Here is an 11,585-nt window from a genome sequence, read left to right on the forward strand (position 1 = left end):
TCCTCGTGTTCACGGTAGGTCCTCGCCGCGTCGCGGGCAAGGAGGGGGCCGTCAGGCGGTGAGGTGCTCGATGAGGATCTGCGTGCCGATCCCGATCAGCACCAGGCCACCGACGATCTCCGCCGGGCGGCGGAAGCGCGTGCCGATGCGGTAGCCGATGAAGACGGCGAAAAACGACAGTGCGAAGGTGACGAGACCGATCGTGGTGACGGCGATCGCGACGTCCACGTTCAAGAAGGCGAAGGACACCCCGACGGCGAGCGCGTCGATGCTCGTCGCGACCGACAGGAGCACCACCTCGCGCACGCTGAAGGCCTCGATGTCGTGCACGTGCTCGGGGTGCTCCGCGTCCACCGGGGCGTCGGGGCTCAGCGCCTCCCACAGCATCTTCCCGCCGACCAGCGCGAGCAGGCCGAACGAGATCCAGTGGTCCCACGGTGCGATCGCGTCGGCGAACGTCGAACCGAGCAGCCAGCCGAGCAGCGGCATGATCGCCTGCGACACCCCGAATGCGGTCGCGAACACGAGCGCCGTGCGCAGCACGTGCGCGCGCAGCTGCAGGCCCTTTCCGAGGGCGACGGCGAAGGCATCGGCGGAGACGCCGAGCGCGAGCAGCAGCAGAGTCCAGGGGGAGATGACGGCTCCTCGAGAGGCGAAGGCGACAGCGGAGGGGTCGCAGAGAACGTGACACGGTCGTTCGCGAGCGCCGTCGGACGCGAGGACCGAAGAACAGCCTGTCGGCGGCGCGGTCTCGACTTCAAGCGGAGGCTATGAATTGACAGCATTTCGGCCACCCTGGTTTTGATAACGATTATCAGTAGTCCTAGGCTGGACGGTATGAAGCGTCCCGTCGTCCTCCTGTCCGCCCTCGTCGCGGCATCCGCCCTCGCCCTCACCGGCTGTTCCAGCTCCGCTACCTCGTCGCCCAGCGGCTCCGCGTCGGCGGGCGGCACGATCTCGGTCGTCGCCTCCACCAACGTCTACGGCGACATCGTCAAGACGATCGGCGGTGACCACGTCGAGGTCACCTCGCTCATCGCCGACGAGAGCAAGGATCCGCACGAGTTCGAGGCGACCGCGGCCGATCAGCTCGACGTCCAGAACGCGCAGCTGCTCATCGAGAACGGTGGCGGCTACGACCCGTTCATGGCCTCGCTGAAGGATGCCGCGAAGTCCACCGCTCCGCTCATCAGCGCGGTCTCGTTCTCGCCCGAGTGGAAGGGATCGAACCCCTCCGAGGCCGTCGACGGCTTCAACGAGCACGTCTTCTACGACCCTCAGACGATCGCCGCCGTCGCCGACGAGATCGCGAAGCAGCTGGGCACGCTCGACCCTGCCGACGCGAGCGTCTTCACCGCGAACGCCACGGCGTTCCGCGGCGACATCGATGCCAAGGTCACGCCGATCCTGGACAGCATCTCGAAAGCCCACAGCGGCGCCGAGATCTTCGTCACCGAGCCCGTGCCGCTGTACCTGGCCGAGGCGGCCGGGCTGAAGAACGTCACCCCGCCCGCCTTCAGCGAGGCGGTCGAGGAGGGTCAGGACGTCCCGCCCGCGACGCTCCTGGACGCGCTCACGCTGATCGGCAGCGGCTCGGTGAAGATCCTCTTCGTGAACGCGCAGGCCGCGGGCGCCGAGACCACGCAGGCCGAAGCGAAGGCGGCCGAGGCCAAGGTCCCCGTCATCAAGGCCTCTGAGCTGCTCCCCGAGGGTCAGAACTACGTATCGTGGATGACTGACATGGCTACGCAGATCAAGACCGCGCTGGGTTCGTGACCCCCGCCTCCCCCCTTCCCCTTCGCATCATGGCCGCTGCGCTCTCGCGCAGCGGCCATGAGCTGTGGTGCGGCCTCAACCTCGAGCTGCAGCCGGGAGAGCTGGTCGCGGTGCTCGGGCCCAGCGGCGCCGGCAAGACCACGCTTCTTCGTGCCGTCCTCGGCCTCGAGCGCCTCAGTGCGGGCTCGATCGAGGCGCTCGGAGAGCCCGTGCGCCGGGCCGGGAATCGTCGCATCGGCTACATCCCGCAGCAGCGCCCGCTGCCCCGGCACACGGCCATGCGTGGGCGCGACCTCGTGCGTCTCGGCGTCGACGGTCACCGCTTCGGTTTCCCGGTACCGCGCCGCGGCGACCGCGATCGTGTGCAGACACTGATCGATGCCGTCGGGGCCACGGCCTTCGCCGATCGCCCCGTGGGCCTGCTCTCCGGGGGCGAGCAGCAGCGGCTGCGCGTGGGACAGGCGCTCGCCGACGAGCCCGGTCTGCTGCTGTGCGATGAGCCGTTGACCAGTCTCGACCTGGCCAATCAGCGTGACGTCATCGACCTCATCGACCGCTACCGCACCGCCAGCGGCGCCGGCGTGCTGCTGGTCACGCACGACATCAACCCTGTGCTGGAGAAGGTCGATCGCATCCTCTACCTCACCGGCGGCCGTTTCACCCTCGGCAGCCCGGACGAGGTCCTGACCTCCGAGACCCTCACCGCCCTGTACGGCACCCCGGTGCACGTCGCCCGTGTCGGCGGACGCCTGGTCGTGGTCGGAGCGCCCGACTCGGATGCCGATCACCATCATCACGGCGACGCCGTCGCCGCACCCGCGGGAGGTGTCGCGTGAGTTGGGGAGACATCGGCAACGCGCTGTTCGGCGGGATGGCGCGCTACGGCGACATCCTCGCCCTGGTGCAGAACTCCGTCTGGGCCGGCGCGGTGCTCGGAATCGTCGGCGGACTCATCGGCGTGTTCGTCATGCAGCGCGACATGGCCTTCGCCGTGCACGGCATCAGCGAGCTGTCCTTCGCCGGCGCGGCGGCGGCGCTCCTTCTCGGCGTCGACGTCGTCACGGGGTCGATCGTGGGCTCGCTCATCGCGGCGGGTCTCATCGGCTGGCTGGGCGCGCGCGCCCGCGACCGCAACTCGATCATCGGCGTGCTCATGCCGTTCGGGCTGGGTATCGGCATCCTGTGCATCTCGCTCTACAACGGCCGCAGCGCCAACCGCTTCAGCCTGCTGACCGGTCAGATCGTGTCGGTGCAGAGCGATCAGCTGACGGTGCTGATCGTCTTGAGCGCGATCGTGCTCGTGGGACTGCTGCTCATCTGGAGACCGCTGAACTTCGACTCGCTCGACCCGCAGTCGGCCGCCGCGCGCGGCGTGCCGACGACGGTCGTCTCGTTCGCGTTCATGATCCTGTTGGGCATCGTCGTGGCGGTGGCGGTGCACATCATCGGTGCCCTCCTGGTGCTCTCGCTGCTGGTGACGCCGGCGGCGGCGGCGATGCGGGTCTCCACCGGCCCCATCGCCGTGCCGCTGTTGGCCGCCGGCTTCGGCGTCACCGCGGCGGTGGGCGGCATTCTGCTCGCCATCGCGGGAACGCTGCCGGTGAGCCCCTACATCACGACGCTGTCGTTCCTCATCTACCTCGTCTGCCGCGTCGTCGACGGCGTGCGTCGGCGCGGCACGGTCGAGGCGTGATATCCCCCCGCGAAGGCATCCAGCCCGCTCCTAGCCCTCGCGGGTAGACTCCCGGCATGGCCCAGCGCAACACCTGGCAGCGCGATCGCGTGCGCGAGGCGTTGACCGACGCCCCCGGTTTCGTCAGCGCCCAGGCGCTGCACGCGACCCTGCGCGACGAGAACACGGGCATCGGACTGGCCACCGTCTACCGCGCGCTCGCGACGCTCGCCGCCAGCGGCGAGGCCGATCAGCTGCAGAGTCCCGACGGCGAAGCCATCTACCGCGCGTGCTCGACGACCGGTCACCATCACCACCTGATCTGCCGCTCGTGCGGTCTCGCCGTCGAGATCGAGGCCCACGAGGTCGAGGCGTGGGCGCAGCGCACCGCCGCCGCGCACGGGTTCACCGCCGCCGAGCACGTCGTCGACATCTTCGGTCTCTGCGCCTCCTGCTCCGCGCTGCGCGCCGCCGATCCGGTCGGAGAGCGTGTCGACTGAGGTGCGCGTCGCGCCGGCCCGTCCCCTGGTGGCCGTCGGCATCGGCGCGCTGGTGGTGGCCGCGCTCATCGCGGTCGCTTTCCTCGCCCCCGGGCCCGCCTTGCCGACCCGGCTGCAGGACGGTCTCACTCTCTCCATCAGCGTCCTGATCGAGTCGCTCCCCTTCGTGATCCTCGGCGTCCTGCTGTCGATCGTGGTGCAGGTGTGGGTGCCGGCCGGTGCGATCGAACGATGGATGCCGCGGGCGCCGTGGGCGCGGCGGGCGGTGCTGTCGCTCCTGGGCATGCTCATCCCCGTCTGCGAGTGCGGAAACGTCCCCTTCGCGCGCGGTCTCATGATGCGCGGGCTGGGGGTCGCCGAGACGCTCACCTTCCTGATCGCCGCGCCGATCGTGAACCCGATCGTGATCATCACCACGCACCAGGCGTTCGGCTTCGACGATGGCATCCTCATCGCGCGCCTCCTCGGCGGCTATGCGGTCGCGAACCTCATCGGGTGGCTCTACAGCCGGCATCCCGACCCCGATGGCCTCATCACGGATCGCTTCCGGGCCAGCTGCGAGATCTCGCTCGAGAACGCGGCGCACGGCCGCGGGCCGGGCAAGGCGCAGCAGAGCCTCGCCCAGTTCGTCGTCGAACTGCGCGCCGTCATGCCCGCGCTCGTGATCGGCTCCGCCCTGGCCGGCGCCGTGCAGGTGCTCGTGCCGCGCTCGGCGCTGCTGGCGATCGGATCGAACCCCGCGCTGTCGATCGTGGCCATGATCACGCTCGCGATGATCGTGTCGATCTGCTCGAACGTCGACGCCTTCTTCGCGCTCTCGTTCGCCTCGACCTTCACGCCCGGCTCGATCGTCGCGTTCCTGCTCGTGGGTCCGCTCGTCGACGTCAAGATGCTCGCGCTGCTGCGCACCACCTTCCGCTCGAAGGTGCTGGTCGGGCTCGTCGTGATCGTCGTGCTGTTCGCCGTGGCCGTCGGATCGGTGGTGAACCTCCTTGCGTGAACTGATCGGATCGCGCCTGCTCGGGGTGGGACTGGCGGCGGGCCTGGCCGCGGTCACGGTGGTGCTGTGGCTGAACGGCCAGCTGGCGCTGTACATCAACCCCTCGTCGAACTGGTTCGCGGTGCCGATGGCGGTCATCGCCCTCGTCGGTGCGGTGATCAGCTTCGCGCTGCCGAAGGGCGCCGAATCCGACCACGGGCACGATCACGGCGATGGCGTCGAGGTCGGCGCCGGCGTTTCGACGCGCTCCGCTCGCTCGACGACCGGGGGTGCCCACGACCACGGGCATGACCACGACCACGGCCACGAGCGCCGCAGCGGCTGGGGCACCGCCGCGACCGTGACCGGCGGTGTGCTGTCGGTCGGCGTCGTCGCGGCGATCATGCTGACGCCTCCGGCGACGCTGTCCGCCGAGCTCGCGATGCAGCGCGACACGGGTGCCCCACCGCTGTTCCAAGGCTCCGACACCGTGGCGCTGGCCTCCACAGGAGACACCTCGAAGTTCGGCGTCGGGGAGTGGGCGAGCGTGTTCGCGACGGCGACGAACCCCGAGGCGTTCGACGGCGACACCATCACGCTCACCGGGTTCGTGACCCCCACCGACGGCGGTTTCGGACTGACGCGCCTGGTCATCACGCACTGCGTCATCGATGCGCAGCCGGCGAGTGTGCCGGTTGCCTCGGGCGACATCCCGGCCACCGGAACGTGGGTCACCGTGACGGGCACGATCCGCGATGCGGGGGGACGACTGCAGATCCAGCCGGCCTCCGTGCAGACGGTCGATCAGCCCAAGGACCCGTATGAGTACTGATCGTGCGACGCGTCGCGAGCGGACACGTCGCCGCCGCGCGCGCGCGTTCCTCGCCGGGTTCGCGATCGTCGTCGCCGCGCTGGCCGTCATCGGACTCGCCGGCGCCGCCGTCACGGTCGCGCAGGGTCCGCGCGTCACGAACGTGAGCGTCGACCCGGATGCCGCGGTCAGCGCGGCCGGCTCGCGGCTGATCATCACGACCACCCAGTCCCTCGCCAAGGTCACGCCGACCCAGGTCACCGTCTCGCCCGCCGCGCCTTTCACCGTGGACACGTCCGGACGCAGCGTGGGCATCCGCTTCACCCAGCCGCTGTGGGACGACACCTCGTACACCGTGACGATCGATGGGGTCAGCGGCATCGGCGGCGGCCCGACGGCATCCGTCTCGCAGAGCTTCACCACGCCGGCGCTGCAGGCCTTCGTCCTGCAGCGCGGCGACGGCGGCGATCGGATCCTGCGCACCGGCCTCGCCGGTCAAGACCCCGAACCGGTCTACACCAACGCGCACATCGAAGACTTCCGTGCGACCGCCGGCCATCTCGTCATGTCGACGCTCGACGACGACAAGAAATCGCACCTCGTGGTCACCGATCTCGACGGCGGCAACGTGCGCGAGCTCGCCCTCCCCGGCGACGGCACGGTCACCGACCTGCAGAGCGCCGATCGGGGCGATCTCATCGGCTACACCTACACGGATGCCACCGTCGGCACGCCGGGCGCTCGCGAAGCCCGGCTGTTCACGGCCTCGCTCGCCTCCGCGCAGAGCGATGCGCAGCCGACGATGATCCAGCGCAGCGGTGGCGAGTCCCGCGTCGACGACTGGCGGTTCGTTCCCGGCACCGACAGCATCCTCATGCTCACGTACGACGGGGCCCTCACTCTCATCTCCCCGTCCGGCGGCGACCCGGTCACCCTCGGCAACGCCGTGTCGATCGACGGCATCGCGCGCGGCACGACCACCGCGATCGTCGAGCGTGTGGAGGGGCCCGCGGCCATCGACCTGGCCACGGCCAAGCAGGTCGACCTGCCGCCGACCGACAAGGCTCTGGGCCAGACGAACAAGATGGTGCCGATGAGCAACGGCGACACGCTGCGGGTGCTCGCCGTCGTCGACGGCTTCACCGTGCGCTCGACCACCGTCAACGTCGTCGACACCGCGGGTCAGGCGACGCCGGTCTTCTCCGTCGACCCGAAAGACATCCTCATCCAGTCGTGCGTGTCCCCGAGCGGGAGATATGCCGCCTTCCTGGTGGCCCCGGATGCCGTGTCGAACCCGTATGACGGGTACAAGCTGCCGATGCCGACGCACCTGCGCACGCACGTCGTGGCTCTTACCGGCGCGGAGGCCGGCACCGAGGTCGGCGCCCTCGCGGGCTTCGACATCTCGTGGTGCCAGACGCCGCCGCGCACATGAGCGAGCGCTCGGGCCTGATTCCCGCGACCCGGGCAGCGCTCACGGCGCTGCCGGTGGAGGTGGCGCCGCGCCTGCTCGGCGGCGTGCTGGAGGTCACCGTCGGCAAGGCGCGGGTGGCCGTGCGCCTCACCGAGGTGGAGGCGTACCACGGCGCGGGCACCGGGCCCGAGCCCGATCCCGGATCCCACGCGCGGATGGGGCGAACCGCCCGCAACGCCACGATGTGGGGCGAGCCGGGCCACCTCTACGTCTACTTGAGCCACGGCATCCACTCGTGCGTCAACGTCGTCTGCGCCCCCGAGGGTCAGGCCGGCGGGATCCTGCTGCGCGCGGGGGCCGTGATCGAGGGCGAGGATGTCGCCTTCGCCCGCCGCCCCGCCGCGCGGGTCGCGCGGGATCTGGCTCGCGGCCCCGGTCGCCTCGGGGATGCCGTGGGCCTGCGCCATCCCGTGCACGACGGCATCGACGCGGTCACCGCTCGTCCGCGGGCCGGCGCGTCCGCCCGACTGTGGCTGCCGGTGGTGGCCCGCGCCGACGTCGAGGCGGGTCCTCGCGTCGGAGTGGCGGGCGTCGCGGGGACGGCCGCATTCCCGTGGCGGTTCTGGATCTCGGGGGATCCGACCGTCTCGCCGTTTCGCTGGGGGCGCGGAGCCGGTCCGACGCGCTGAGCTCTCAGTCGACGGCGAACCGCTGCACCATGACCTCGCGCAGTGCCATTGCGGCCGGGCCGGCGTGTGGTCGGGTGCTCACGCTCAGCGGCCACTCGATCACCGGTGTGACGGGCACCGCGATCGTACCGGCCGTCGGAACGACGAGCACCTCGGGCACCAGCGCCACGCCGAAGCCGGCGGCGACGAACGACGGGATGTCGCCGACGGCGGAGACCTCCGTCGCCACCTCGCGCACGAGGCCGGCGCCCGCGAGGGCTCGTTCGAGGAGCACGCGGTGACCGAAGCCGTGCGGTGCGTCGATCCAGGCCTCGGTCGCCAGATGCTCCAGAGGAATCTCCGCCAGCGCGCTGAGCTCGTGAGCGTCGGGGAGAAGCGCGACGAAGGGCGAGCGCACGAGCTCGACCGTCTCCAGATCGGGCAGCTCCGTCGACGGCAGCCCCATGAAAGCGAGGTCGATCCGGCCGCGCCGCAGCTCGTCGGCGAGCCCGGTGGAACCGGACGGCGACGAGACGAGTCGTAGGCGCACGAGGGGATGTTGGGCGCGGAAGGCGGCGAACAGCTCGGGCATGCGCAGGGTCGGAAGGTTGACGAAGATCCCGACGCGCAGCAGGCCCTCGATGCGACCGGTCGCTGCGCTCTGCAATCTGCTCGTCGCATCGACGATCTCCCGAGCGGGCTCCAGCAGGTGCTCACCGGCGGCCGTCAGCGCGACGCGGCGGCCGGAACGTTCGATGAGCCGGGTTCCCATGCGCTGCTCGAGAGTCTGGATGCCGGCCGACACCGTCGACTGCACGACGTACAGTCGAGCCGCGGCGCGCGTGAAGCTCGACTCCTCGGCGACGGCGACGAAGTACTCCAGCAGCCTCGTGTCCATGGAGACAAACTATCGATGATGTCGATGAACAGCATCAATCGAATTCGTTGGACTCGATGCGACGGAAGGCGCATCCTGAGGTCATGACCACCACCAGCCTCCCCGCCGCCGGGGCGCCCGCCTCGGCATCCGCGTCCTCCCCGCGCCGCTCGCGTGCGGCGCACTCCGCCGGCTTCTGGACGGCCGTGCTCGCCTTCGCCATCGCGATGGCGTTCTCGACCATTCCCACCCCGATCTACGCGCTCTATCAGCAGCGCGACGGCTTCTCGCCGATCGTGGTGACCGTCATCTTCGCCGCCTATGCCGTCGGTGTCGCCGTGAGCCTGTACCTCGTCGGCCACGTCAGCGATTGGTGGGGCCGCCGCGTCGTGTTCATCGCCGCGCTCGCCGTCGAGATCGTCGCCGCCGTGATGTTCCTGCTCTGGCAGGACGTCACGGGACTCATCGTGGCCCGCTTCGTCTCCGGCGTCGGCATCGGCGGGTTGACCGCCACCGCGACGGCGCACATCGCCGAACTGCGCGCCGTGGCGGTGCCGTCGTCGACGATCGCCCCGGTCGTCTCCAACTTCGCGAACATCGGGGGACTGGCCGTCGGGCCGCTCGTCGCCGGTGCGCTGATCACCTGGGTGCCCGCTCCGCTGGAGACGCCGTACGCGGTGTTCCTCGGGCTGCTCGTCCTCGCTCTCGTGGCGACAGCGGTGATTCCCGAGACCGTCGACCGCGGGCAGCAGCGCCGGAGCTACCGTCCGCAGCGCGTCGCGATTCCGGCCGCCGCGCGGGGCGCGTTCTGGGCGGCGGGGACCGGCGCCTTCACCGGCTTCGCCGTCTTCGGTCTGATGATGGCGCTCACCCCGACGGTGCTGGCGCAGGCCATGGGCGTCACATCCCGACTCGCCGCCGGAGCCGTGCCGTTCGCCGTCTTCATGTCGGCAGCGGTCGCCCAGGTGGTCACCGTACGACTCAGCCTGCGTCGTCAGCTGCTGCTGTCGTGGATCCTGATGGGTGTCGGGATCGTGCTCGTCGCGGTCGCCGTCGCGATGGGCGCCCTGGCCGCGTTCGTGATCGGCGGCGTGGCCGCGGGGGCGGGCGTGGGCGTGATGTTCCGTGCGTCGCTGGGTGTCGCCGGCTCGCTCGCGCCGGCGGGCTCTCGCGGCGAGGTGCTCGCCGCGATCTTCCTGATCGCCTACGTCGGACTCGCCGTCCCGACCCTGCTGATCGGAGCCGCCCTCGCGTGGCTCGCCCTGCCCGTCGTCCTCGGGGTCTTCGCCGGTTTGGTGCTCGTCCTGATCTCGGTGGCGACACCTCGCATGGTGCGCCGCCTCGCCGCGTGATCGGCGACGGCGCGACGTCAAGCCGACACGCCCGGCCGTGCTAGACTGACTCTTTGTCTGCGCGCACTCCAGCACGCAGTTCGTATCCCTGTGTTCTCAGAGGGATGCAGACAAGGGATCTTGGGTGGCACCGTCCGGTGTCACGGTACTAAGGAGAATCACTATGGCAGCAGTGTGCCAGGTGACCGGAGCAGTTCCCGGCTTCGGTCACAACATCTCGCACTCGCACCGCCGGACGAAGCGTCGCTTCGACCCGAACGTGCAGAAGAAGACCTACTACGTTCCTTCGCTCGGTCGCAAGATCACGCTGAACGTGTCGGCCAAGGGCATCAAGGTCATTGACGCCCGCGGCATCGAGTCGGTCGTCAAGGACCTCATCGCGAAGGGTGTGAAGCTCTAATGGCGAAGAAGGCTCAGGACGTTCGTCCGATCATCAAGCTCCGGTCGACCGCCGGCACGGGGTACACCTACGTGACGCGTAAGAACCGTCGCAACAACCCCGACCGCATCGTGCTCAAGAAGTACGACCCGGTGATCCGCAAGCACGTCGAATTCCGAGAGGAGCGCTGATCTCATGGCCAAGAAGAGCAAGATCGCGCGCAACAACCAGCGCGAGGAGGTCGTCGCCCGTTACGCCGAGAAGCGTGCCGAGCTGAAGAAGACCCTCGTCGACCCGAACGCGACCGACGAGGCCCGCGAGGCCGCCCGTGTCGGTCTGCAGAAGCTGCCCCGCAACGCGTCGCCCGTGCGCCTGCGTGGTCGCGACGCCATCGACGGTCGCCCCCGCGGCTACCTGTCGAAGTTCGGCATCTCGCGTGTTCGCTTCCGCGACATGGCGCACAAGGGCGAGCTGCCCGGTGTGACCAAGTCGAGCTGGTAAGCACCGACGCACACGTCTCGAAGGCCCGTCCCGTCAGGGACGGGCCTTCTGCGTTCCCACCCGACGACGGATTCGGAGACCGTCATCGGATGCGGACGGGGCGGCCCTCGGCATCCGATTCCGGTGTCGATGTCCGCATCCGCGGCCGCGCGGCCAGCGGATGCCGTGGTCACACCAGCCCCATCCGTCACCGTACGACGCCGACACGCCGGGGAGAATGACGTCTGGACGGCGTAAATCCGCGGATTTCCGCGGATCGTGGGTATATTCGGGGGCGGTCCCATCGACCAAACCGGGCGCTCGTCGTCCGGTCCGATCTCACTGAAGGCGGCATTCGCTGCCGTCTGGAGGACAACCCCAATGGCTATCACCAAGACTGAGCTCGTCGCAAGCATCGCCAGCGCCACCGGCGAGAGCCAGGCCACCGTCGGCCGCGTCGTCGACGGCCTGTTCTCGGCTGTCTCCGAGGCCGTCGCCAAGGGCGAGAAGGTCACGATCCCCGGCTTCCTCTCGTTCGAGCAGGTCGCCACCGCCGCGCGTACGGGCCGCAACCCGCAGACGGGCGAGGAGATCAAGATCGCCGCCGGCAAGCGCGTCAAGGTCACCGCGGGCTCCAAGCTCAAGGCCGCCGTCAAGTAAGTACGGCCCTGCACGAA

General features: G+C 69.8%; 15 protein-coding genes. 13 read left to right on the forward strand and 2 right to left on the reverse strand.

Annotation, left to right across the window (positions count from 1 at the left end; translation table 11 throughout):
- Positions 1-51: 51 nt before the first annotated feature.
- On the reverse strand, positions 52-543 hold the full coding sequence (locus tag PP359_RS09580; RefSeq protein ID WP_295818314.1) for a manganese efflux pump MntP: 492 nt from the start codon (positions 541-543) through the stop codon (positions 52-54).
- 294 nt (positions 544-837) lie between these two features.
- On the opposite strand from PP359_RS09580, the gene PP359_RS09585 reads away from it, so the two are divergent.
- From PP359_RS09585 to PP359_RS09620, 8 genes are read left to right on the forward strand one after another with little or no spacing between them, the layout of a single operon-like run.
- Positions 838-1,776 (forward strand): metal ABC transporter solute-binding protein, Zn/Mn family, encoded by a 939-nt coding sequence (locus PP359_RS09585; RefSeq protein WP_499250439.1) that lies wholly within the window; start codon positions 838-840, stop codon positions 1,774-1,776.
- Positions 1,773-2,612: a metal ABC transporter ATP-binding protein gene (locus tag PP359_RS09590; RefSeq protein ID WP_499250440.1), complete on the forward strand. Its 840-nt coding sequence runs from the start codon at positions 1,773-1,775 to the stop codon at positions 2,610-2,612. Before PP359_RS09585 ends, PP359_RS09590 begins: the two co-directional genes overlap by 4 nt.
- Positions 2,609-3,469: a metal ABC transporter permease gene (locus tag PP359_RS09595; RefSeq protein WP_295818319.1), complete on the forward strand. Its 861-nt coding sequence runs from the start codon at positions 2,609-2,611 to the stop codon at positions 3,467-3,469. Before PP359_RS09590 ends, PP359_RS09595 begins: the two co-directional genes overlap by 4 nt.
- 56 nt (positions 3,470-3,525) lie before the next feature.
- The gene (locus tag PP359_RS09600; protein ID WP_036321364.1) at positions 3,526-3,948 is read left to right on the forward strand and encodes a Fur family transcriptional regulator; all 423 of its coding nucleotides are present in this window, start codon (positions 3,526-3,528) and stop codon (positions 3,946-3,948) included.
- Positions 3,938-4,948: a permease gene (locus tag PP359_RS09605; RefSeq protein WP_051039652.1), complete on the forward strand. Its 1,011-nt coding sequence runs from the start codon at positions 3,938-3,940 to the stop codon at positions 4,946-4,948. Before PP359_RS09600 ends, PP359_RS09605 begins: the two co-directional genes overlap by 11 nt.
- Complete coding sequence (locus tag PP359_RS09610; protein WP_208656988.1) at positions 4,941-5,759, forward strand: TIGR03943 family putative permease subunit; 819 nt, start codon at positions 4,941-4,943, stop codon at positions 5,757-5,759. The genes PP359_RS09605 and PP359_RS09610 overlap by 8 nt, the downstream gene beginning before the upstream one ends.
- Positions 5,749-7,173 (forward strand): Ig-like domain-containing domain, encoded by a 1,425-nt coding sequence (locus PP359_RS09615; RefSeq protein WP_039413852.1) that lies wholly within the window; start codon positions 5,749-5,751, stop codon positions 7,171-7,173. Before PP359_RS09610 ends, PP359_RS09615 begins: the two co-directional genes overlap by 11 nt.
- The gene (locus tag PP359_RS09620; protein ID WP_499250441.1) at positions 7,149-7,841 is read left to right on the forward strand and encodes a DNA-3-methyladenine glycosylase; all 693 of its coding nucleotides are present in this window, start codon (positions 7,149-7,151) and stop codon (positions 7,839-7,841) included. Before PP359_RS09615 ends, PP359_RS09620 begins: the two co-directional genes overlap by 25 nt.
- Positions 7,842-7,845: 4 nt before the next feature.
- On the opposite strand, the gene PP359_RS09625 is transcribed toward PP359_RS09620, so the two are convergent.
- The gene (locus PP359_RS09625; protein ID WP_433719641.1) at positions 7,846-8,718 is read right to left on the reverse strand and encodes a LysR family transcriptional regulator; all 873 of its coding nucleotides are present in this window, start codon (positions 8,716-8,718) and stop codon (positions 7,846-7,848) included.
- A gap of 83 nt (positions 8,719-8,801) precedes the next feature.
- Here PP359_RS09625 and PP359_RS09630 point away from each other — a divergent pair, with 83 nt between their 5' ends.
- From PP359_RS09630 to PP359_RS09650, 5 genes are all read left to right on the forward strand, one after another.
- Entirely contained in the window at positions 8,802-10,049 is a 1,248-nt protein-coding gene (locus PP359_RS09630) for an MFS transporter (RefSeq protein WP_039413857.1), read from the forward strand.
- 163 nt (positions 10,050-10,212) lie between these two features.
- Positions 10,213-10,449: a 50S ribosomal protein L28 gene (gene rpmB / locus PP359_RS09635; RefSeq protein ID WP_005051771.1), complete on the forward strand. Its 237-nt coding sequence runs from the start codon at positions 10,213-10,215 to the stop codon at positions 10,447-10,449.
- Positions 10,449-10,619: a 50S ribosomal protein L33 gene (gene rpmG, locus PP359_RS09640; RefSeq protein ID WP_005051772.1), complete on the forward strand. Its 171-nt coding sequence runs from the start codon at positions 10,449-10,451 to the stop codon at positions 10,617-10,619. The genes rpmB and rpmG overlap by 1 nt, the downstream gene beginning before the upstream one ends.
- Before the next feature lie 4 nt (positions 10,620-10,623).
- On the forward strand, positions 10,624-10,929 hold the full coding sequence (rpsN, locus tag PP359_RS09645) for a 30S ribosomal protein S14 (protein WP_005051773.1): 306 nt from the start codon (positions 10,624-10,626) through the stop codon (positions 10,927-10,929).
- Between the two features lie 360 nt (positions 10,930-11,289).
- Positions 11,290-11,568: an HU family DNA-binding protein gene (locus PP359_RS09650; RefSeq protein WP_005051774.1), complete on the forward strand. Its 279-nt coding sequence runs from the start codon at positions 11,290-11,292 to the stop codon at positions 11,566-11,568.
- Positions 11,569-11,585: the final 17 nt, after the last annotated feature.

The sequence above is a fragment of the Sphingomonas sp. BLCC-B65 genome, from assembly GCF_028550675.1.
GTDB lineage: Bacteria > Actinomycetota > Actinomycetes > Actinomycetales > Microbacteriaceae > Microbacterium.